At 63.6% G+C, this 20,176-nt stretch carries 22 protein-coding genes; 11 read left to right on the top strand and 11 right to left on the bottom strand.

Annotation, left to right across the window (positions count from 1 at the left end; translation table 11 throughout):
- Nucleotides 1–33 precede the first annotated feature (33 nt).
- The 4 genes from JQ611_RS37065 (at nt 34) to JQ611_RS37050 (ending at nt 3,323) form a co-directional block, all read left to right on the top strand.
- On the top strand, nt 34–1,245 hold the full coding sequence (locus tag JQ611_RS37065; protein WP_212269506.1) for a M48 family metallopeptidase: 1,212 nt from the start codon (nt 34–36) through the stop codon (nt 1,243–1,245).
- 158 nt (nt 1,246–1,403) lie between these two features.
- A complete protein-coding gene (locus JQ611_RS37060; protein ID WP_192738565.1) occupies nt 1,404–2,168 on the top strand; it encodes a hypothetical protein in 765 nt (254 codons plus the stop codon).
- Nucleotides 2,169–2,227: 59 nt separating this feature from the next.
- Nucleotides 2,228–2,896, top strand: a complete 669-nt coding sequence (locus tag JQ611_RS37055; protein WP_212468228.1) for a hypothetical protein — start codon at nt 2,228–2,230, stop codon at nt 2,894–2,896.
- A gap of 94 nt (nt 2,897–2,990) precedes the next feature.
- Nucleotides 2,991–3,323 carry a GIY-YIG nuclease family protein gene (locus JQ611_RS37050; protein ID WP_212269508.1) on the top strand — a complete coding sequence of 111 codons (333 nt, stop codon included), beginning with the start codon at nt 2,991–2,993 and terminating at the stop codon, nt 3,321–3,323.
- Between the two features lie 45 nt (nt 3,324–3,368).
- Here the strand turns inward: JQ611_RS37050 and JQ611_RS37045 are convergent, their stop codons facing one another.
- Together JQ611_RS37045 and JQ611_RS37040 are read right to left on the bottom strand one after the other, a co-directional pair.
- Complete coding sequence (locus JQ611_RS37045) at nt 3,369–3,908, bottom strand: adenine phosphoribosyltransferase (RefSeq protein WP_212269509.1); 540 nt, start codon at nt 3,906–3,908, stop codon at nt 3,369–3,371.
- A 141-nt stretch (nt 3,909–4,049) separates the two neighbouring features.
- A complete protein-coding gene (locus JQ611_RS37040) occupies nt 4,050–6,215 on the bottom strand; it encodes an anthranilate synthase component I (protein WP_212269510.1) in 2,166 nt (721 codons plus the stop codon).
- Nucleotides 6,216–6,570: 355 nt separating this feature from the next.
- On the opposite strand from JQ611_RS37040, the gene JQ611_RS37035 reads away from it, so the two are divergent.
- Complete coding sequence (locus JQ611_RS37035) at nt 6,571–7,566, top strand: VOC family protein (protein ID WP_212468227.1); 996 nt, start codon at nt 6,571–6,573, stop codon at nt 7,564–7,566.
- A 138-nt stretch (nt 7,567–7,704) separates the two neighbouring features.
- Here JQ611_RS37035 and JQ611_RS37030 read toward each other — a convergent pair whose 3' ends face one another.
- The 4 genes from JQ611_RS37030 to petA all read right to left on the bottom strand — a co-directional run bounded on the left by JQ611_RS37030 (nt 7,705) and on the right by petA (nt 12,316).
- Nucleotides 7,705–8,601, bottom strand: coding sequence for an NAD-dependent epimerase/dehydratase family protein (locus JQ611_RS37030; protein ID WP_212269512.1), 897 nt, complete (start codon nt 8,599–8,601; stop codon nt 7,705–7,707).
- Between the two features lie 169 nt (nt 8,602–8,770).
- On the bottom strand, nt 8,771–9,445 hold the full coding sequence (locus JQ611_RS37025; protein WP_212269513.1) for a dienelactone hydrolase family protein: 675 nt from the start codon (nt 9,443–9,445) through the stop codon (nt 8,771–8,773).
- Between the two features lie 213 nt (nt 9,446–9,658).
- Complete coding sequence (locus tag JQ611_RS37020; protein ID WP_212468226.1) at nt 9,659–11,722, bottom strand: cytochrome c1; 2,064 nt, start codon at nt 11,720–11,722, stop codon at nt 9,659–9,661.
- A 63-nt stretch (nt 11,723–11,785) separates the two neighbouring features.
- Entirely contained in the window at nt 11,786–12,316 is a 531-nt protein-coding gene (gene petA, locus JQ611_RS37015; protein ID WP_212387648.1) for a ubiquinol-cytochrome c reductase iron-sulfur subunit, read from the bottom strand.
- A 278-nt stretch (nt 12,317–12,594) separates the two neighbouring features.
- Here petA and JQ611_RS37010 point away from each other — a divergent pair, with 278 nt between their 5' ends.
- From JQ611_RS37010 to JQ611_RS36985, 6 genes are all read left to right on the top strand, one after another.
- On the top strand, nt 12,595–13,050 hold the full coding sequence (locus tag JQ611_RS37010; RefSeq protein WP_212262504.1) for a tRNA (cytidine(34)-2'-O)-methyltransferase: 456 nt from the start codon (nt 12,595–12,597) through the stop codon (nt 13,048–13,050).
- A 35-nt stretch (nt 13,051–13,085) separates the two neighbouring features.
- Nucleotides 13,086–13,718, top strand: coding sequence for a 7-carboxy-7-deazaguanine synthase (gene queE, locus JQ611_RS37005; RefSeq protein ID WP_212468233.1), 633 nt, complete (start codon nt 13,086–13,088; stop codon nt 13,716–13,718).
- A 32-nt stretch (nt 13,719–13,750) separates the two neighbouring features.
- The gene (locus JQ611_RS37000) at nt 13,751–14,116 is read left to right on the top strand and encodes a 6-carboxytetrahydropterin synthase (RefSeq protein WP_212387646.1); all 366 of its coding nucleotides are present in this window, start codon (nt 13,751–13,753) and stop codon (nt 14,114–14,116) included.
- A 108-nt stretch (nt 14,117–14,224) separates the two neighbouring features.
- Nucleotides 14,225–15,112, top strand: coding sequence for an oxygen-dependent coproporphyrinogen oxidase (gene hemF, locus JQ611_RS36995; protein ID WP_212262510.1), 888 nt, complete (start codon nt 14,225–14,227; stop codon nt 15,110–15,112).
- The gene (locus tag JQ611_RS36990) at nt 15,103–15,855 is read left to right on the top strand and encodes an HAD family hydrolase (RefSeq protein WP_249133746.1); all 753 of its coding nucleotides are present in this window, start codon (nt 15,103–15,105) and stop codon (nt 15,853–15,855) included. The genes hemF and JQ611_RS36990 overlap by 10 nt, the downstream gene beginning before the upstream one ends.
- 112 nt (nt 15,856–15,967) lie before the next feature.
- Nucleotides 15,968–16,243 carry a YodC family protein gene (locus tag JQ611_RS36985; protein ID WP_212387633.1) on the top strand — a complete coding sequence of 92 codons (276 nt, stop codon included), beginning with the start codon at nt 15,968–15,970 and terminating at the stop codon, nt 16,241–16,243.
- Nucleotides 16,244–16,328: 85 nt separating this feature from the next.
- Here the strand turns inward: JQ611_RS36985 and JQ611_RS36980 are convergent, their stop codons facing one another.
- Genes JQ611_RS36980 through JQ611_RS36960 form a run of 5 tightly spaced genes read right to left on the bottom strand, consistent with a single transcriptional unit; the run spans nt 16,329 to nt 19,953 of the window.
- Nucleotides 16,329–17,099, bottom strand: coding sequence for a TSUP family transporter (locus tag JQ611_RS36980; RefSeq protein ID WP_212262512.1), 771 nt, complete (start codon nt 17,097–17,099; stop codon nt 16,329–16,331).
- A gap of 10 nt (nt 17,100–17,109) precedes the next feature.
- Entirely contained in the window at nt 17,110–18,381 is a 1,272-nt protein-coding gene (locus JQ611_RS36975; RefSeq protein WP_212262514.1) for a CCA tRNA nucleotidyltransferase, read from the bottom strand.
- Nucleotides 18,378–18,656, bottom strand: a complete 279-nt coding sequence (locus tag JQ611_RS36970) for a DUF6111 family protein (protein WP_212262516.1) — start codon at nt 18,654–18,656, stop codon at nt 18,378–18,380. The genes JQ611_RS36975 and JQ611_RS36970 overlap by 4 nt, the downstream gene beginning before the upstream one ends.
- Entirely contained in the window at nt 18,653–19,315 is a 663-nt protein-coding gene (locus JQ611_RS36965) for a CoA pyrophosphatase (RefSeq protein ID WP_409363283.1), read from the bottom strand. The genes JQ611_RS36970 and JQ611_RS36965 overlap by 4 nt, the downstream gene beginning before the upstream one ends.
- Nucleotides 19,316–19,323: 8 nt before the next feature.
- Entirely contained in the window at nt 19,324–19,953 is a 630-nt protein-coding gene (locus JQ611_RS36960) for a DUF1285 domain-containing protein (RefSeq protein WP_212468225.1), read from the bottom strand.
- Nucleotides 19,954–20,176 lie beyond the last annotated feature (223 nt).

Below are 20,176 nucleotides of genomic sequence, written 5' to 3'. Positions count from 1 at the left end.
GGCCCGCGACATTCCAGCGAGAAACAGCACATCATGGCCGCGTACGGGCTCTACACGCATATTGCATCGAACAAGTTTCGTTCGATGCTGCTGCTCGCCGGCCTGTTCCTGCTGATCTACGTGCTGGTCTATGCCGGCGCGCTGCTCGCGGAAGTCGTGATCCGCAGCGACGCCTCGGTCGATTATTATTTGCGGGCCGCAGGGCGCGATCTGGTCACGGCCTTTCCCTATGCGACAGGCATCGCGGCGCTCTGGATCGTGATCGCGTATTTTTTCCACCAGAACATGATCGACGCCGTCACCGGCGGCGAGGACGTGACGCGAAAGCAGCAGCCGCGGCTCTATAATCTCCTGGAAAACCTCTGCATCTCGCGCGGCCTTCCGATGCCGAAGCTGAAGGTGATGGACAGCCCGGCGCTGAACGCATTCGCGAGCGGCCTCAACCGCCGGCAATACGCCATCACCGTCACCACAGGGCTGCTGAGGACGCTCAACGACCAGGAGGTCGAGGCGGTGCTGGGCCATGAGCTGACCCATATCCGCAACGGCGACGTGCAGCTGATGGTGATCGCGGTCATCATCGCCGGCGTGGTCGGCTTCTTCGGCGAACTGTTCTTCCGCATGTTCACCAACCTGTCGTGGAATTCGTCCGGCGGATCGTGGTCATCCTCGTCCTCACGTTCGTCGTCCTCTTCGTCCTCGGACAGCGACAACAAGAGCTCCGGCGGCGGTGCGATCATCGTCGTCATCATCGCGGTCGCGCTGATCCTGCTGGCCTGGCTGCTGTCGCAGGTGGTCAAACTGGCGCTGTCGCGGTCGCGCGAATTGCTGGCCGACGCCGGCTCGGTCGAACTGACCAAGAACCCGGACGCCATGATCACGGCGCTGCGCAAGATCGAAAATCGCGGCGAGCTTCCCGGCGCCACCTCGGCTGTGATGGAACTGTGCTTCGACAATCCCCGCGAGGGATTTGCCGATCTGTTCGCGACCCATCCGTCGGTGGATTCGCGGGTCAAGGCGCTGGTGCAATATGCCGGCGGCCGCGATCCGGGCCCGCTGGCCTTGCCTGACGAGGCCGACGACGAGCCGGAGGATCAGGCGGAACCGCAGTCGGCGGACCAGCTGCCGCCCCCGGTCACCCACGGTCCGTGGAGCGATGCCGCAGCGCCCGCGGGCCTGCCGCAAGGTCAGCGGCAGGGCGGACGACAGGGTCCTGGCTGGGGACCCTGGGGCCGGCACAGCTGAGCCCTCGGTACGGCGACATTAACGAATTACCTACGAATAACGCCGGTGCGGGCTCAAGGAATTGAATTCTCCCTTGTTTCTGCCATGTTCGCGCCCAAACAGGTATATGGGGACCTGCCGATCGCTCCCGCGATCGGGGGCGCGTAGTAGGAAATTCCATGGCAAAGCCAGTCGTGATTGTGGTGGGCGCGGACAAGGGCGGGGTCGGCAAGACGACCGTGTCGCGAACGCTCCTGGATTATTTCAGTGCCAACAACGTCCCGACCCGGGCGTTCGACACCGAGTCGCCGCGCGGCACGCTGATGCGCTTCCACCCCGACATCACCCAGATCGTCGACATGACGACGACCGCGGACCAGATGAAGATCTTCGACACGCTCAATGCCGGGACCTCGGTGACCGTGATCGACGTGCGCGCCGGACTGCTGTCGCCGGCGCTGGCCTCGCTCCGCGACATCGGCTTTCTCGATGCCGCCAAGGCCGGCCAGATCACCTTTGCGGTGTTCCATATCCTGGGCCCCTCGATCGCCTCGCTGGACGAAATCGCCGAGACCGCCAATTTCATGCAGGGCGCCAAATATTACCTGGTGAAGAACTTCATCAACGACACCCAGTTCTTCCAGTGGGACCAGGCGACCTACAATTCCTATTTCCACCGCATCAAGGATGCCACCGAGCTCACGATCCCCAAGCTCAACGAAATGGCCTATGAGCAGGTCGAGGTCTCCTCGGTGCCGTTCCTCAAATTCGTCGCCAACAAGGGCACCAACGACGAGGCCGCGAACTATTCGTTCGTGCTCCGCGGCTATGTCCGGCACTGGCTCGCCAATGTCTGGAGCGAGTTCGACCGCATCAAGCTGACCGACCTGGTCGGCGGCGGCAGCGGCAGCGGCAAATCGAGCACCCGCAGCGGCGAAAAATAATCGCGCCAGGTGCGCGATGGGGCTGGATTAGGCGGAAAAATCGCCTGATATAGCGCGTGATGAGCCCCACGTCCGTCTACATCATCTGCTCGCCCCGCCCGCTGGTCGGCAAGACGCTGATCGCGCGGCTGCTCAGCGAATTCCTGCTGTTGAAGAACGGCACGGTGATCTCCTTCGACATCAATCTGAAGGAACCCTCGCTGCTGGAATATCTGCCGCGCACCACCGAGACGGCCGACGTCATCGACACCTTCGGCAAGATGCAGCTGATGGACCGCCTGATCGTCAATGACAGCGTCGCCAAGGTCATCGACCTCGGTTTCCATGCTTTCGACGAGTTCTTCAAGATGACCGATGAGATCGGCTTCATGAAGGAAGCCGTGCGCCGCGGCGTCGCGCCGGTGATCCTGTTCGTGGCCGATACCGACCGCGCCTCGGCCACGGCCTACAACATGCTGAAACAGCAAATTCCTGCGAATGCCCTGATCGCGATCGACAATGAGCACGTCGTACGCGGCGAACTGCCCGCCGCGATGGAACGGGGACGCGTGCTGCGGATCTCGGCGCTGCCGGTGTTCCTGAAGACCTATATCGACCGGCTGACCTTCTCCTTCACGGGCTATCTGCGCCAGGAGAAGGATTCCTCGACCGAACTGCATCAATGGATCCGCAGGAACTACACCAGCTTCCGCGAGCTGGAGCTCAGCCTGATGCTGCAGAGGTCGTGAAGCCGACCAAAACAATATTACCCGGATAATATTGACGCAGGCCCGTCGGACTGGTACCGCCTCCCCGACAGCAAATCTCCGCGCGAGGCCTCCGGTGACATCAGACAGAAAAGCCGCCATCGCCGCCTACAAGGAGCGGAAGACCATCGCGGGGATTTTCGTGATCCGCAGCAAGGCCTCGGCCGAGCAATGGGTCGGTCAGGCCCCTGACCTCGAAAAGATCCAGAACCGGATCTGGTTTTCGCTGCGCCAGGGCAGCCACACCTGCCGCAGCCTGCAGGCGGCATGGACCACGCATGGGCCGGAAAATCTGACCTTCGAGGAGTGCGAGCGGCTGGAAGAGGAAGAGACGTCCTACATCAGGGATGCGCTGTTGAAGGAGCGCCTGCTCTATTGGCGCAAACAACTCGGCGCCGCTGCGGTCTAATGTCGTCCCTGCGCACGTGTTCGCAGGGACGACGAGGAAGAAAACTCAATGCCCTTCGAACGCCATCAGCGTTCGCACCGGCACGTCCATTGCCCGCAGCTTGTCGGCGCCGCCCAGATCAGGCAGGTCGATGACGAAGCAGGCCGCGACCACGTGGGCGCCGATCTGGCGCAGCAGCTTCACCGCGCCTTCCGCGGTGCCGCCGGTGGCGATGAGATCGTCGACCAGGATGACGCGCTCGCCGGGCTGCACGGCGTCGGCATGCATCTCCATTTCATCGAGGCCGTATTCCAGCGAATAGGCGATCCGCACCGTGGTATGCGGCAGCTTGCCTTTCTTGCGGATCGGCACGAAGCCGGCGGAGACCTGATGCGCCACAGCACCGCCGAGGATGAAGCCCCTCGCCTCGATGCCGGCGACCTTGTCGACCTTGCTGCCGGCCCAGGGCTGCACCAGTTCATCGACCGAGCGGCGGAACGCGCGCGCATCCGCGAGCAGCGTGGTGATATCGCGGAATAGGATGCCCTTCTTCGGGTAATCCGGAATGGTGCGGACGGTGGCTTTCAGATCATGTTCAAACGTCATCGGTTTCTCTTTTCCCCACTGTCATTCCGGGATGGTGCGCCAGCACCAGACCCGGAATCTCGAGATTCTCAGATGTGCAATAGCACATCGTAGTTCGATGCTTCGCATCGCCTCGGAATGACGAGTGTACATGTCTTGCACTCAATTCGCCGCAACATGCAGCCGGAACGCGTTCTCGACAATACGTAAACCCACCTCCCCGCCGAGCGACATCAGCGATTCCGGATGAAACTGCACGCCGCCGACCGGCAGGGTCTTGTGTTCGATCGCCATCGCGACGCCGTCCTCGGTGGTCGCGGTGACCGTGAGCACGTCGGGCACGCTGTCGCGCTCGACATAGAGCGAGTGATAGCGGCCGATCACGATCTCATTAGGCAGGTTCTGCATCAACCGCCCGCCCCGCACCTGGACCCGCGACGGCCGGCCGTGCGCGGGCTGACCGAGTTGCCCGAGCTGGCCGCCGAAATATTCGCCAATTGCCTGCACGCCGAGGCAGACGCCGAAGATCGGCAGCTTCTTCTCCAGCGCCGTTCCAATGGTTTTCGAGATCCCGAAATCCTCGGGCCGGCCCGGACCCGGCGACAGCACCAGCAGATCCCAGTTCTTCTGGTTCAGCATCTGCTGCGCATGAACGTGCCGGACCACGGTCACGGACGCACCGACCTGCCGGAAATAATCCGCCAGCATGTGCACAAAACTGTCGTCGTGATCGATCAACAGCACCTTCTTGCCCGAACCGGTGGCATCCGGCGCGAACGCCGACAGCGGCTTCGGCGGATCGCCGCGCAGCGCCTGGAACAGGGCGGCCGCCTTGACCTGGCATTCCCTGTCTTCGGCGGCGGGATCCGAATCGAACAGACAGGTCGCGCCGACGCGCACTTCGGCGAGCCCGTCCTTCATCCGGATGGTGCGGATGGTAAGCCCGGTGTTGATGCTGCCGTCGAAATTCACAGCACCGATCGCGCCGGCATACCAGCGCCGGGACGAGCGCTCATTGTCCTCGACGAACTGCATCGCCCATAATTTCGGTGCACCCGTCACCGTCACGGCCCAGGCGTGGGTCATGAACGCATCGAGCGAGTCGAAGCCGGGGCGAAGAATGCCCTCGACATGGTCGACGGTGTGGAACAGCTTTGAGTAGGTCTCGATCTGGCGCCGCGCCAGCACCTTGATGGTGCCGGGCACGCAGACGCGCGCCTTGTCGTTGCGGTCGACGTCGGTGCACATGTTGAGTTCGAATTCGTCTTTTTCCGAATTCAGCAATTGCCGGATTTGCTCGGCATCGCCGATCGCGTCGACACCGCGCGCGATGGTGCCCGAGATCGGGCAGGTCTCGACCCGCCGTCCGTCGGAGCGCACGAACATTTCCGGCGAGGCGGCGACGAGAAACTCGCCCTCGCCGAGATTCATCAGCGCTCCATAAGGCGACGGGTTGATGCGGCAGAGCCGCTGGAACACTTCGGCCGGCGAACGCTCGCACGGCTCGGCGAATAACTGCCCGGGCACCGCCTCGAACAGATCGCCACGCGCGAACGCGGCGCGTGCGGTCTCAACCGTCGCCTGGTATTCGCCGGGCGCGTGATCGGCAAAACCCTGCCGCGGCGTCCTGGCGTAGACGCTCTCGGCGGTGTCGCGCGGCAGGCCGGCGGTGGATCTGCCGTTCCAGCTGAAATCGTAACTCAGCACCACGCCGCGGCCGGTGGCGCGGTCATAGGCGAGCAGGCGATCCGGCACATACAGCACGATGTCGCGCTGGTCGGCCTCGCGCGCGCGCTTCTGCACGAGGTCCTCGATCTGGAATACGAGGTCGTAGGCGAAGGCGCCGAACAGGCCGAGCAGCGGATCGTCATTGGCGGTGAAGCTTGCGACGAGATCGCGCACCAGCGACATCACGCTGGCGCGGCGGGTGCGCTGGTCTTCATCGACAGGCGCGGGTCCGCGGATGATATGGCCGGCGAGACGCGACGCGCTCTGCTCGGTGACGACGACGCAAGGCTCGCGCAGGACGTCGCCGAGAAAGGCGATCAGCACCTCGCCGCGCCCGTTCAGCGCGCTAAGCGCGAAATTCGCGCCCTCGGTTTCCAGCACCAGCGGCGGGTCGGAAAAACCGAGGTCAAAGCTCTCGTAGCGGCCCGGCACCGTGGTGCCCGAAGACAGCACCACGCCACGGCGGCGGTCGAGCAGGTCGATCAGGTCATCGAGCCGCTTGGCGTCGCCGGAAAATTGCTCGACGGTGCGCGAGATCGCAAGACCACTGGCGGTCCGGTATTCGCTGTGCTCGGGCAGGGAGAAGACGGTCCTGTTCATGTGATCCTCTTACGAAACTTGGTGAGGGAACGCCACACAGGACAAACGAAGGGCAAACAAACTAACCGCCGGTCGCACTGCGATGGCGACCTTCGACGATTGTTAAAATGAAATCGCACCGGCCACCTCTTTAAGAGGTGCGCCACCAAAGACGGGATGGGCGGACGGCGGTGCTCATGGCGCTTAATCACCATCCGCCGCGAGCGATGTCAAGGGAGGCCCTGGCGCCCTGGCCTGCCCGTGCCTGCCCCGCCGGCCATCTTTTGGGGTTTGAAACGGCCAAAATCCGCGTAGCATCCGGCCCAAGCGGCGGCGGCAACAACGCCCGAAAACAACAAGCAGGCGGAGGCAAGGGATGGCATTGCTGGGTCTGGGATACGCGGGCTTCGGATCGGATGCGCTGGAGGACTGGCGCCAATTCGGGACCTCGCTGGTCGGCCTGCAGGCGGTCGAGCGCGGCAACTCGCTGCTCGCCTTCCGGATGGACGACCGCAAGCAGCGCATCGTCATCGACCGCGCGATGGGCGAAGGCGCGCGCTTCTTCGGCTGGGAAGTCGCCGACGCGGCGGCGCTGGACCAGCTTGCAGCCCGGCTCGAACAAGCCGGCGTCAATGTCACGGCCGAGCCAAAGACGCTGGCCGATGCCCGGCGCGCGCGCGGCCTGATCTCGTTTCGCGATCCCGGCGGCAACCGGCTCGAGGCGTTTTACGGCGCCGAGATCGACGAGACGCCGTTCAGTCCGGGCCGCTCGATCTCGGGCTTTCGCACCGGTCCGCTCGGCCTCGGACATGCGGTGCTGACCGTCGAGCACATCGATCCGATGATGGCGTTCTATCTCGACGTGCTCGGCTTCGGGCTTTCCGACTACATCGAAAAGCCGTTCCGCGCCTATTTCTTCCACGTCAACGCGCGGCATCACTCGCTCGCGCTGATCGAGACCGGCAAGAACGGCATGCATCATCTGATGATGGAATTGTTCTCGCTCGACGATGTCGGGCAATCCTACGACATCGCAATGATGCAGCCGGACCGAATCGGCGTCACGCTCGGCCGCCACACCAACGATTTCATGACCTCATTCTACGCCAAGACACCGTCGTCCTTCATGATCGAATGCGGCTGGGGCGGCCGCGAGATCGATCCCGCGACATGGCAGCCGGTCGAAATGCATCACGGCCCGAGCCTGTGGGGACACGAGCGCGTCTGGCTGCCGCCAAAAGACCGCGAGACCGCGCGCCAGATGCGGATGCAAGCCGCCACCGAAGGCCTGCGCGCGCCGGTGCAGGTGATGGAAGGTAATTACCAGCTGATGTCGGGCACGTGTGCGTGGTGGGATGGGGTGAAGCAGTAGGGCCGGCATGTCGTCCCGGCGAACGCCGGGACCCATAACCACCACTGTTCGTGGTTACGGGAGTCGTCGAACACTGATTTCTAACCGATAAGCCGCGGCGTATGGGTCCCGGCCTTCGCCGGGACGACGACTTCGTTGCTACCGATAACACCCCTCTTCGATCTCCTCGATCAGGCTCCGCGCCTGCGGCTTCCAGCCGAGCTGCCGTGCCCGCACCGCACGCACGCGGCTGTTGGATGCCATGGTGTTTTCAGCCGTGCCCTCGCCCCATTCGGCGGCCGCCTCTTCCATCGACATCGCCGATGGCGGTCCAGCAAAACCCAGCATGCGGTTGATGGCTTCGCAAACCTCGCGCATCGAATCCTCGCCGTTCTCGGCGAAGTAGAACGCACCGGCCGGCGACTTCTCGATCGCAAGCGCATAGAGCGTCACGAGATCGTCGATATGAACGTTCGACCAGATATTCTCGCCAGGACCGGCATGGGCCGCGTTGCCGCGTTTTTTCGCGAGCTTTATCAGGAAAGGTACCTGCACGCTGTCGCGCCCCGCCCCATGGCCGATGCCGTAGATCAGGCTCGGGCAAATGATGACGGGACGGCAGCCCTTGTCGCGATAGGAGAGGATCAATTCGTTCAGCGCGACCCGCGCCGCACGCGCAGGCGATGGCGTAAACGGCGTGTCTTCATCGAACACCGCATCAGAGCGCTGGCCCTTGGATTGCGTGCCGATGATGCTCGACCCCGAGGTGTGGATGAAAGGCTTGCCGCTTCCGGCCAGCGCGCCGAGCAGGGCATCCACCGCGCCGGTGTGATCGGCGCTCGCCGCATTGATGACGACGTCGGCGGCGCGCGCCGCCTGCGCGAGGATTTCCGCGTCATCCAGCGTTCCCGATAACGGCTCGATGCCGCGGGTGCGCACCGCGTCGGCCTTTTCCGGGGAACGAACCAGGCCGGTGACCTGATGTCCGGCGGCCGCGAGATGAGCGGCCACCGATCCGCCGATATAACCGGACGCGCCTGTGCAGAAGACTTTCATTTACAACTCCACCGTCATTGCGAGCCGACGGGTCGCGCGGATGCGCGCCCGATGACAGGCTCCGCGAAGCAATCCAGTGTTAGGGACGCAAGATGGATTGCTTCGTCGCGACGCTCCCTTGCGCAAACGCCTGCGTTTGTCGCAGGCAATGACGAGGAGGCGCTTGATCTCACCCCAGATGCTTCCTGAAAAACTCCGTCGCGCGGCCCCAGGCGAGCTCCGCGCACTGCCGGTCGTGCACCGACAGGCGTTGCTCATTGCCGAAGCCGTGCTCGGCGTCATAGCGGAACAGCTCCAGCGATTTGCCCGCTTCCTTCATCGCCTTTTCGAAACCGTCAACCAGCGCCGGCGTGCACCAGTCGTCCTTGTTGGCGAAATGGCCCTGCAGCGGAATTTTTACATCCGCCGGTTTCGCCGCCTGCTCCGGCGGGATGCCGTAGAACACGACACCGGCCGTGAGCTCCGGAATCCTGGTGGCGCCGATGATGGTGACAGCGCCGCCGAGACAAAAGCCGGTCAGGCCGACCTTGGCGCCGTTCTTGGCGAGATATTGCGCGGCACCGCGCACCGTCTGCGTCGTCGCATCCATGAAATCCAGCGAGTTCATCTCTTTGCCGGCGGCGTCGGTGTCGTGATACGGCACCACCGTGCCCTTGTAGAGATCCGGCGCCAGCGCGTCGAAGCCGGCCACGGCGAAGCGGTCGCACATGCCCTTGATCTGGTCCTGCAGCCCCCACCATTCCTGGATCACGACCACGCCCGGCGCATTGCCGCGCGCGGCATTGGCGAGATAGCCGGCCGCGTCCTTGCCGTCGGGACGCTTGAAAGTGATGCTGGTTCCCATGAGGTCCTCCGTATTTTTTGGGGAGCGATTGGCGGCCATTTTGTCCGCTGCAGGGTCAGGAAGCAATCCGCCTCCACCGTCATTCCGGGATGGTGCGCTAGCACCAGACCCGGAATCTCGAGATTCCGGGTTCGATGCTGCGCATCGCCCCGGAATGACGAACACAAAAAAAGCCCCCGCAGGGGCTTTTCCAAATTGCGATGAAGCCAGCGCTTAGTGCGCGTTGGCCCAGACCTTCTTCTTGGTGAAGTAGAGCAGGCCCGTGAGCAGGATCAGGAACACGAACACCTGCAGACCGAGCCGCTTGCGCGCCTCCATGTGCGGTTCCGCGGTCCACATCAGGAAGGTGGTGACGTCCTTGGAGTACTGCGCGACGGTGGCCGGCGCACCGTCGTCATACGTCACCTGGCCGTCACTGAGCGGCTTCGGCATCTTGATGGCGTGGCCGGGGAAATACTTGTTGTAGTAGGAACCTTCCGGGAGCGAGAAGCCGGCCGGCGGCTTGTCTTCATAGCCCTGCAGCACGGCCGAAACGTAATCCGGGCCCTGCTCCTGGTACTGGGTGAAGAAGTCGACCAGGAACATCGGGAAGCCGCGCTTGTAGGAGCGCGCCTTGGTGATCAGCGACAGGTCCGGCGGAAATGCGCCGCCATTGGCGGCCCGCGCCGCGTTCTCGTTCGGGAACGGCGACGGGAAATAGTCGGCCGGCCGGCCCGCCCGCTCGAACATCTCACCCTTGTCGTCCGGACCGTCCTTGACCTTGTAATCGGACGCGAACGCCGCGGCCTGCGCCACCGAATAACCGGGACCGCCGGCTTCCGCGAGGTTGCGGAAGGCGACGTAGGACAGGCCGTGGCAGGACGCACAGACTTCCTTGTAGACCTTCAGGCCGCGCTGCAGCGCGCCACGATCGAACTTGCCCATCGGGCCCGAGAACGACCACTTGTTTCCGGGCGGGGCAACGCCATGGTCCTCGGCGCGTGCATTCTGCGTACCACCGACCAGGAGACCGCCGGCGACGACGAGCGCGACCACCACTGAGGCCACCTTGCCGCCGTGCTTGGCCAGCACGTCGTCGGCGATGGAATTCGGCACCGGACGCGGCGTCTCGATCCGGCTCAAGAGCGGCAGCAGGATCAGGAAATAGGCGAAATACAAGAAGGTCAGGATACGGCCGGCGATCACGTAGATGCCTTCCGGCGGCTGCGAGCCGAGATAGCCGAGCCCGAGGCAGACCACGACGAAGATCCAGAAAAACTGCTTCGCCAGCGGACGATATTTCGAGGAGCGGGTCCGCGCGTTATCGAGCCAGGGCAGGAACGCCAGGATGATGATCGCGCCGAACATCGCCACCACACCGGCCAGCTTGTTCGGGATCGAGCGCAGGATCGCGTAGAACGGCAGATAGTACCATTCCGGCACGATGTGCGCCGGCGTCACGCCGGGATTGGCGGGAATGTAGTTGTCGGCGTCGCCGAGATAGTTCGGCATGTAGAAGATGAACCATGCGAAGAACAGCATGAAGCAGGAGACGCCGAACGCATCCTTGATGGTCGCATAGGGCGTGAAAGGCACGGTGTCCTTTTCGGTCTTCGCCTCGACACCGGCCGGATTGTTCTGGCCCGCAACGTGCAGCGCCCAGACGTGCAGCACGACCACGCCGGCGATCACGAACGGCAAGAGATAGTGCAGCGAGAAGAAGCGGTTCAGCGTCGGGTTGCCGACGGCATAGCCGCCCCACAGCAGCGTCACGATGCTCTCGCCGAAATACGGTACGGCCGAGAACAGATTGGTGATGACGGTGGCGCCCCAGAAGCTCATCTGGCCCCACGGCAGCACATAGCCCATGAAGCCGGTCGCCATCATCAAGAGGTAGATGATGACGCCGAGGATCCAGAGGATTTCGCGCGGCTCCTTGTACGACCCGTAATAAAGGCCGCGGAACATGTGGATGTAGACGGCGAAGAAGAACATCGAGGCGCCGCAGGCGTGCATGTTGCGCAGCAGCCAGCCGTAATTGACGTCGCGGACGATCAGTTCGATCGACTTGAAGGCCATGTCGGCGTGCGGCGTGTAATGCATCGCCAGGATCACGCCGGTCAGGATCTGCAGGCCCAGCATCATTGAGAGGATGGCGCCGAAGGTCCACCAGTAGTTCAGGTTACGCGGCGTCGGATAGGCCACGAACGAGGAATGGACGAGGCCCATGATCGGGAGACGCCGTTCGATCCACTTCAAGGCGGGATTGGTCGGCTGGAAATCGGATGGTCCGCTCATTGATGCGATCCTGAGGAAGTAAAACGACGCGACGGATTGAGGTCCCGGACGGGCGTCCGGGCCTTAGCCGATCTGGATTTTGGTGTCGGAAACGAACGTGTAGGGCGGCACCGGCAGGTTGCTGGGCGCCGGGCCTGAACGGATGCGGCCCGAGGTGTCGTACACCGAACCGTGGCAGGGGCAGAAGAAGCCGTCGTAACTGCCTTCATGCGCGATCGGGATGCAGCCGAGATGGGTGCAGATGCCGATCACGACCAGCCACTGGTCGTGGCCCGCCTTGACGCGCGCCGAGTCGGGCTGCGGATCGGGCAGGCTCGACAGCGACACCTTTTGCGCCTCTTCGATCTGCTTCTTGGTGCGATGGCTGATGTAAATCGGCTTGCCGCGCCAGAACACCTTGATGTCCTGTCCCTCGGCGATCGGCGTCAGATCGACCTCGATCGGCGCACCGGCCGCGATCGTCGCGGCGTCCGGGTTCATCTGGGCAACGAGCGGCCATACTGCGGCGGCGGCACCTACGGCGGCGACGGCTCCCGTTGAAACAAAAAGAAAATCACGGCGTGTCGGATGGTCCGCCGAAGACGCTGTCGTCACGATTCCAAGCCCTTTCTCATCTGCAGCCAGCGGAACCGCCCCGGAAACGCTGAAAACGCACCCAGAAGAGGCTGCCGGCGCCCGCGGCCCCCGCGGCGGCAGAAAGACCACTTTTCCCCGCCAAATCCGGCGGAACAAGCAATCCAGAATCGTTCTATTGGCACCCTTGCCGTAAGAGCGCAAGCCCGCTATCGGCTCGCAAGCGTGCAATGCACTAAATCCACGCCGAGCTGTGATTTTTCAGTCATTTCATCAGGGCTTCACAGGCCGCCAACATCATGCAGATTGCGCTTTTCCAGCCCGACATCCCCCAGAACACCGGAACGATTCTGCGCCTGTGCGCATGCCTGGATGTCGCGGCCCACATTATCGAGCCCGCGGGCTTTCCGGTCTCCGACCGCCATTTCCGCCGCTCCGGCATGGACTATCTCGACCATGTCGCTATTACACGCCACGACTCATGGTCAAAATTCGAGCAATGGCGTAACGACGGCGGTTTCCGGCTGGTCCTGCTTACGACCAAGGGGGCCGGTTCCTATCTGGATTACCGATACCAGCGGGACGACGTCCTGCTGTTCGGGAGGGAATCCGCGGGGGTCCCCGACGAGGTCGCCGGCGTCGCCGACGCGCGGCTGGTGATCCCGATCAAGCCGGGCCTGCGTTCGCTCAACGTCGCGATGGCGGCCGCCATGGCACTAGGCGAGGCGCTGCGGCAAACCGGTTCCAAGACCTGATCGAGAAAGGCTTGATCGAGACCGATGGAGAGATGGTGAGTTACGCGGTCAAAGAGATATTTCTGACCCTCCAGGGCGAAGGCGCGCATGCCGGCCGTGCGGCCGTGTTTTGCCGTTTCGCCGGCTGCAACCTCTGGAGTGGCCGAGAACAGGACCGTAGCTCCGCCACGTGCAAATTCTGCGATACCGATTTCGTCGGCACCGACGGCACGCTGGGCGGCCGCTACGCCTCGGCCGATGAGCTCGCCGATACCATCGCCACGCAATGGACCGGCGCGAGCGCCAACCGCTACGTCGTGCTGACCGGCGGCGAGCCGCTGCTGCAGGTGGACACGCCGTTCATCGACGCGCTGCATGCGCGCGGCTTCGAGATCGGCATCGAAACCAACGGCACCATCGAGCCGCCCGAGGGCATGGACTGGGTCTGCGTCAGCCCGAAAGCCGGCTCCGACCTCGTGGTGCGCCGGGGCCATGAGTTGAAGCTGGTCTATCCGCAAGCGGGTGCAGCCCCCGAGCAATTCGAAGGTCTCGCCTTCGAGCGCTTCTCGCTGCAGCCGTTGGATGGACCCGACGTAACCGCAAATACCGCGCGCGCGATCGACTATTGCCTGCAGCACCCGCAATGGCGACTCAGCCTGCAGACACACAAGACACTCGGCATCAGGTAGTACTGGCATCAGATAGGATTTGAGCTTTCGCAATGTGGGAACTGACAAAATCGTTTCGCTTCGAGGCCGCGCATTCGCTGCCGGGAACGACCTTTGGCGCTGATAGCGAAGAGATTCACGGCCACTCGTTTCGCGCCGAAGTGAGCATGCGCGGCACGCCCGATCCCGCGACGGGGATGGTGCTCGATCTCGGCCTGCTCGAACGCAGCATGGCGGAGGTCCAGAAGACGCTCGACCACAAGCTCCTCAACAAGGTCGAGGCGCTTGGCCCGCCGACGCTGGAAAACCTGTCCCGCTTCATCTGGGAACGGGTCCAGCACGCCGGAAAGATCACCCGCGTCAGTGTCCACCGCGACAGCTGCAACGAGAGCTGCACCTATTACGGCCCGCAGAACTAACCCGTCATTGCGAGGAGCGAAGCGACGAAGCAATCCACCCTTTCTTACCGCACCATGGATTGCTTCGCTTCGCTCGCAATGACGGAGGATAGACGTTAGGAATTACCGATGGACACGACCGTCATCGAGGATCGCAAGGCGCGGGCGCGGGGTTGGTTCGAAGCGCTGCGCAACGACATCTGCGCGGCCTTCGAGCGGCTGGAAGACGATGCGCCCGCCTCACTCTATCCCGGCAGCGCGGGGCGCTTCGAGCGCACGCCGTGGGACCGTGCCGACCATACCGGCAAACCCGGTGGCGGCGGCGTGATGTCGATGATGTACGGACGGCTGTTCGAGAAGGTCGGCGTGCATTGCTCGACGGTTCATGGCGAATTCAGCCCCGAATTCCGCTCGCAGATTCCGGGCGCCACCGATGACCCCAGGTTCTGGGCATCCGGCATCTCTGTCATCGCGCATATGCGCAACCCGCACGTTCCCGCCGTGCATATGAACACCCGCTTCGTGGTGACGACGAAGGCGTGGTTCGGCGGCGGCGCCGACCTGACGCCGGTGCTCGACCGGCGCCGCAGCCAGGAAGACGCCGACACGATCGCCTTTCACGCGGCGATGAAGGAGGCCTGCACCGGGCCGAACGGCGTTGCCGATTACGACCGATACAAGAAATGGTGCGACGAATATTTCTACCTGCCGCATCGCAAGGAAGCCCGCGGCATCGGCGGCATTTTCTATGATCACCACGATTCCGGCGACTGGGATGCCGACCTCGCGTTCACCCAGGACGTCGGCCGCGCCTTCCTGAAAATCTATCCCCAGCTGGTAGGTAAGAATTTCGGCACCTCCTGGACGCCGGCCGATCGCGAGGAGCAACTGGTGCGCCGCGGGCGTTACGTCGAATTCAACCTGCTCTACGACCGCGGCACCACCTTTGGCCTGAAGACCGGTGGCAATGTCGATTCAATCCTGTCGTCGATGCCCCCTGAAGTGAAATGGCCCTGACCAAAATGGCCTCGAACAAGATGACACAACTACCCCGCGCCATGCTGATCGACATGGACGACACCATCCTGTCGGCCTATGGCCGCCCCGAGATCGCCTGGAATAATGTCGCGGCGGAATTTGCCGATGAGTTGGGCTCCATCCCATCGCAACAAGTCGCCGCGGCGATCGTGGAGTCCGGCCGGAATTTCTGGGCCGCGGCCGCTGCCGAATGGCGGCTGAAGCTCGCGGAGGCCCGGCACGTGGTGGTCGGCAACGGATTTGCAGCGCTTGCCGCCGCCGGCCACGCGCCGCTGTCGCCGGATCTGGCCACGCGGCTCGCCAACCGGTTCCATGCGTACCGCGAGGAGGAGATGTTCGTCTTCCCCGGGGCGCACGACGCGATCGACGCGCTGAAGGCACACGGGGTGAAGCTGGCACTGGTGACCAACGGCGCCGCCGGTCCGCAGCGCGCCAAGGTCGAACGTTTCGCACTGTCGCACAGGTTCGATCACATCCAGATCGAGGGCGAGCACGGCTTCGGCAAACCGGAAGAGCGCGCCTATCTGCACGCGATGCAGGCACTCGGCGTCACCGCGCCCGAGACCTGGATGATCGGCGACAATCTGGAATGGGAAGTCGTGGCGCCGCAGCGCCTCGGCATCTACGCGATCTGGATCGACGTGCACGGCGACGGCCTGCCGGCGGATTCGACGATCAAGCCCGACCGCATCATCCGCTCGCTGACCGAGTTGCTGCCTTAGGGGCTTCGGTTCCACCGCTCAAATCTCCACCGCGAAAACGGCCGGTCGTGATCCGTCTGTCATGACAGACCGATAGCCTGTTCGTCGCGTCAATCAGCGCGGAGGGAAGATCATGGAATTGAAGCCAGGCGATGTTGTTATTCTGAAATCCGGCGGTCACCCGCTGACGGTGGCCGAGGTCAACGACGACACGGTCGAATGCCTGTGGATGGGCGGCGAGGGCGATCTGTTTCGCGAAACGCTTCCCAAAGCGGTCCTCGAGCCTGCCGAAATCGATGATGCGGAAGACGACGATCAGGACGAAGACGATCAGGATGAAGACGAGAGCGAAGACGACGAAGATGAGGACGACGACCACAAGAAGAAAAAGAGCAAGAAGGTAGCGTAATAACTCCCTGCGATACCGCCGGGTCGGGATACCCGGCGGCATCGTTTTCCCGGGCATTCCAATCGACCCTCGAACCGAGAGACCGCTAACCGAAGAGAGACCGCACGGCGGTTGAGATCATCACCACGCCGCCCGTGATGACGGCGGCGTCGAGGATCGCGGTGTGGATGTGCACCGGCATGCGCTCGACAAAGGCCTTGGCGAGGAACGCGCCGGGGATCGAGATAGCCCCGATCAGGATTGCAAAGGCGAGCACCTGCGCGGTGACGGCGCCGGCCAGGCCAAACACCGAAATTTTAATGATTGAGGTCGCAACCGAGATCACGGCGTCGGTGGCGATTACGGCTGCGCCTTCGAGGCCGACCGCCATCAACAGCGACAGCAGGATCACGCCCGAGCCCGAGGTGCCTCCGACCACCACCCCATACCCGACCGCGCTGGCGCCAAGTCCGGCGTCGCTGATCCTGATATCGCGGCGTTTGGCAAAACGGCGCAGCGGCACGCTCAGAATCAGCATGCTGCCGATCACCAGCGCCGCGCCGGAACCGGACAGCCGCGTATAGCCGTAAGCCCCGAGCGCCGTGGTCAGCGCCGCGGCCGATATCACGATCAGCGCGCGGCGGCGGTCGGCATAGCGGACATAGGCGACGAAGCGGCTGATATTGGTGAAGATCGAGGAGATCGCGATGATCGGCACCACCGGCTCGGCGCCGATCAACGGCACCAGCACCAGCGGCATCAGCGCGCCGGTGCCGTAGCCGGCAAGGCCGCCGACCACGGAAGCAAACAGCGCCACGCCGGCGACCAGCAACAGCTGGACGATCGAGATGTCGGCAAAGCCTGCGAGAATATTCACGGGTGGAGTTTCACAGCCGGTGGTCGCGGGTGAAGCGGGCGACGGTCTGGTCGGCAATGGCCGATAGCGCGGGTTGATCGAGCGGAAAATCCGCCGCCAGCCAGGCGTCCTCCGCCAGCGTCAGCACGTGGCCGAGCGCCGGGCCCTCGGCAATGCCGCGCGCGATGAAATCGGCTGCCTTCAGCGGGAATTTCGGAGCGCTCCAGCGCTGCGGCAGGGTAGCAAATTCACGCCAATAGGCGGCGCGATTGTCAGCGAAGTCCTGGCTCCCCCCTGAGCGCGCCCAGGCCAGCAGCAGCCGGTCGCGATATTGTTCCTCGCCTAGCCGGTAGAGCCGCCGCCGCGCCCTCGCCTCGTCCATGTCGGCGAGCCGCCACCAGCGGTGACCCATGGAGTCGAGCGCCTTGGCCTCGGCGTTGGTCAGACGCAGCCGCGCCGCGACACGCTTGGCGTCCTCGGTTACCGCCACCGAGAGCGCGCCGAGCCTGCGAACCGGGCTCGGCGTCAGCCCCAGCATGTGTTCCGCCGATATCATCGCAGCCATGGGTCCCGTGTAGGTGACGCCGCCGAAGATCGCTTGCAGCAGACCGGCATCCCCCATCGCGGTGACGGCAACCAGCGCGCCCTCCGCGACCATGATCTTCAACATTTCCATGCGCACGCGTTCGGCGGAGAGACTGGCCAGTCCCGCACGGCCGCCAATGCAGGCGAGATAGCCGACGCGGTCGGGCTCGCCAACGCCATAGACGGCGTTCATGCGGAAGAACCGCAGGATACGTAAATAATCCTCGGCGATGCGCTGACCGGCGTCGCCGATGAAGCGCACGCGACGGGCTGCGATATCGGCGAGCCCGCCGACATGATCGTGCACGACGCCGTCGGCATCGACGGACAGGCCGTTGATGGTGAAGTCGCGCCGCTCCGCATCGCGAACCCAGTCGCGGCCGAACGCGACCTTGGCCTTGCGGCCAAAGGTCTCGGTATCCTCGCGCAAGGTCGTGACCTCGAACGGCTCGGCGTCGACCACCAGCGTCACGGTGCCATGCTCGATGCCGGTCGGCACGCATTTGATGCCCGCCGCCTTGGCGCGACGCGCCACTTCATCAGGCAGCGCCGTGGTGGCGATGTCGATATCGCCGGGCGGGATGTTCAGAAGCGCATTGCGGACGGCGCCGCCGACCACGCGGGCCTCCTCGTTATTACCGTTGAGCAGAGCGAGCACGCGGGCAGCCGGACCTGACGTGAGCCAGGGCGTGTTGGCGAGCACGCGCACCTCGCTCATTTTCCGGCTCCGGGTCTATCGGTACCCGGAACGAACTTGCCGTTCTCGATGTGGGCGGGGACGTAGGTCGAATCCGGCGCTGCGCCTCTGAAATGCGCGAGCAGGACGAAACTGACGATCACGAGCAGCAGCGACCCCAGCACGAGCTTGGCGACGAGATGCGCTGGCCAGGAAGATTTCGCCAGCACGCCGGAACGGGTCGCAAGCAGGAACAGCGCATAGGCCACGAACGGGATCAGGAAAATTGCAAGTTCGGTCAATACCGGACGGATCATGCGAGATAAATCCGCTCGTACAACACCCGCAGGATGCCGGCGGTGGCGCCCCAGATGTAACGCTCGGCGAACGGCATCGCGTAATAGGAACGCTCCATGCCGCGGAATTCCTTGGAGTGGATCTGGTGGTTCTCCGGATTCATCAGGAACGCCAGCGGCACCTCGAAGGCGTCGACGACCTCGCCCTCGTTGATGTCAAGTTTGAACCCCGGCTTCACCCGCGCCACCGTCGGCAGGATGCGAAAGCCGAACGCGGTGCCATAGAGATCGAGATAGCCGATCGGCTCGATGAAGTCGCGCTTCAGCCCGACTTCCTCGTCGGCCTCGCGCAAGGCAGCGTCCATCGGCGAAGCATCGGTCGCATCGATCTTGCCGCCGGGAAACGAAATCTGGCCGGCATGGCTGCTCAGATGCTCCGAGCGCTGCGTCAGCAGCACCGTCGGCTCCGGATGATCGACCACCGGGATCAGCACCGCCGCCGGCCGCACCGGCTGTTCCTGGGCGATGATCTCGAGCATCCGATCATTGCCCTCGTCGCCGGTTCTGGGAATGATATTCGGATCGATCAGGCCGGGCGGGACGTCGAAGTTCAGCCGCGCCTTGGTCCGCGCGAAGAATTCCGCCGAGCTGACCGCTGCCGGTTCCAACTTCTTCAGCATCGGCTCGTTCAAAGCGCGTCCCTCACCTGCTTCGCGTCGGCCATCGCGAAGAATTCGCCGCCGGATTCGATTCCGAACATTGGCTGTCCATCGACCACCCGCTCTTCCCCCATGTCAACCAGATCGTAATAGAGCGCGCGGGTGACCTTGGCCCAGAGATCGCTGCGCACGTGAAGATAGGGCGTGAGGCCGCCGTCGGCAGCCATCTCGAACCGCAACCGGTGCTCGCCGTCGCAAGGCACCCAATCGTCCACATTGGTGCGGAAGCGCAGCAGGCGGCCACCGCCCTCGCTTTGCTCGTTCTGCATTTCGACCGCCAGGAACGGCACATCGTCGACACGGATGCCGACCTTTTCTACCGGGGTCACGAGAAAGTGCTTGCCGTCCTCGCGCTTCAGGATGGTCGAAAACAGCCGGACCAGCGCCGGCCGGCCGATCGGCGTGCCCATGTAGAACCACGTGCCATCGCCGGCGATTCGCATGTCGAGATCGCCGCAAAACGGCGGATTCCACAGATGCACGGGCGGCAGGCCGCGTCCGGCGGGGCTGGCCTTTGCCGCATCGGTCGCTGCGGCGGTCAGACCTTCGAGACCGGTGTTTTCACGGCCTGGTTTGCTGGTTTGCCCTTGCTTCGCCATTGTTTGCCTTAAAGCTTCTGCGGCTCAATCTGGCACGATTGGTGCACGTCCGAGAGACGTGAGCGGGAACAATATTCTCGCCATATCGTGATGCCGTTCATACCCCCATATACCGATAATGTGGGGATAGTTTAATTCAGCGAATACATGGCCTTTGCGCAGGTTTAGCATGAGGTTCGTGGCATGACGACGCATTCGGCGGGGTCATGAAGCGGTGAAGGAG

The organism is Bradyrhizobium sp. AUGA SZCCT0182 (assembly GCF_018130185.1).
Lineage (GTDB): Bacteria > Pseudomonadota > Alphaproteobacteria > Rhizobiales > Xanthobacteraceae > Bradyrhizobium.
The sequence above is the reverse complement of the archived record's forward strand: the minus strand, read 5'-3'. Positions and strand labels throughout refer to the sequence as shown.

What these genes read in the sequence shown, in the direction of transcription:
- JQ611_RS37065 (WP_212269506.1), top strand. Translation starts at nt 34, where the DNA reads ATGGCCGCGTACGGGCTCTACACGCATATTGCATCGAACAAGTTTCGT.
- JQ611_RS37060 (WP_192738565.1), top strand. Translation starts at nt 1,404, where the DNA reads ATGGCAAAGCCAGTCGTGATTGTGGTGGGCGCGGACAAGGGCGGGGTC.
- JQ611_RS37055 (WP_212468228.1), top strand. Translation starts at nt 2,228, where the DNA reads ATGAGCCCCACGTCCGTCTACATCATCTGCTCGCCCCGCCCGCTGGTC.
- JQ611_RS37045 (WP_212269509.1), bottom strand. Translation starts at nt 3,908, where the DNA reads ATGACGTTTGAACATGATCTGAAAGCCACCGTCCGCACCATTCCGGAT.
- JQ611_RS37040 (WP_212269510.1), bottom strand. Translation starts at nt 6,215, where the DNA reads ATGAACAGGACCGTCTTCTCCCTGCCCGAGCACAGCGAATACCGGACC.
- JQ611_RS37035 (WP_212468227.1), top strand. Translation starts at nt 6,571, where the DNA reads ATGGCATTGCTGGGTCTGGGATACGCGGGCTTCGGATCGGATGCGCTG.
- JQ611_RS37030 (WP_212269512.1), bottom strand. Translation starts at nt 8,601, where the DNA reads ATGAAAGTCTTCTGCACAGGCGCGTCCGGTTATATCGGCGGATCGGTG.
- JQ611_RS37025 (WP_212269513.1), bottom strand. Translation starts at nt 9,445, where the DNA reads ATGGGAACCAGCATCACTTTCAAGCGTCCCGACGGCAAGGACGCGGCC.
- JQ611_RS37020 (WP_212468226.1), bottom strand. Translation starts at nt 11,722, where the DNA reads ATGAGCGGACCATCCGATTTCCAGCCGACCAATCCCGCCTTGAAGTGG.
- JQ611_RS37010 (WP_212262504.1), top strand. Translation starts at nt 12,595, where the DNA reads ATGCAGATTGCGCTTTTCCAGCCCGACATCCCCCAGAACACCGGAACG.
- JQ611_RS37000 (WP_212387646.1), top strand. Translation starts at nt 13,751, where the DNA reads ATGTGGGAACTGACAAAATCGTTTCGCTTCGAGGCCGCGCATTCGCTG.
- hemF (WP_212262510.1), top strand. Translation starts at nt 14,225, where the DNA reads ATGGACACGACCGTCATCGAGGATCGCAAGGCGCGGGCGCGGGGTTGG.
- JQ611_RS36990 (WP_249133746.1), top strand. Translation starts at nt 15,103, where the DNA reads ATGGCCCTGACCAAAATGGCCTCGAACAAGATGACACAACTACCCCGC.
- JQ611_RS36985 (WP_212387633.1), top strand. Translation starts at nt 15,968, where the DNA reads ATGGAATTGAAGCCAGGCGATGTTGTTATTCTGAAATCCGGCGGTCAC.
- JQ611_RS36975 (WP_212262514.1), bottom strand. Translation starts at nt 18,381, where the DNA reads ATGAGCGAGGTGCGCGTGCTCGCCAACACGCCCTGGCTCACGTCAGGT.
- JQ611_RS36970 (WP_212262516.1), bottom strand. Translation starts at nt 18,656, where the DNA reads ATGATCCGTCCGGTATTGACCGAACTTGCAATTTTCCTGATCCCGTTC.
- JQ611_RS36965 (WP_409363283.1), bottom strand. Translation starts at nt 19,315, where the DNA reads ATGCTGAAGAAGTTGGAACCGGCAGCGGTCAGCTCGGCGGAATTCTTC.
- JQ611_RS36960 (WP_212468225.1), bottom strand. Translation starts at nt 19,953, where the DNA reads ATGGCGAAGCAAGGGCAAACCAGCAAACCAGGCCGTGAAAACACCGGT.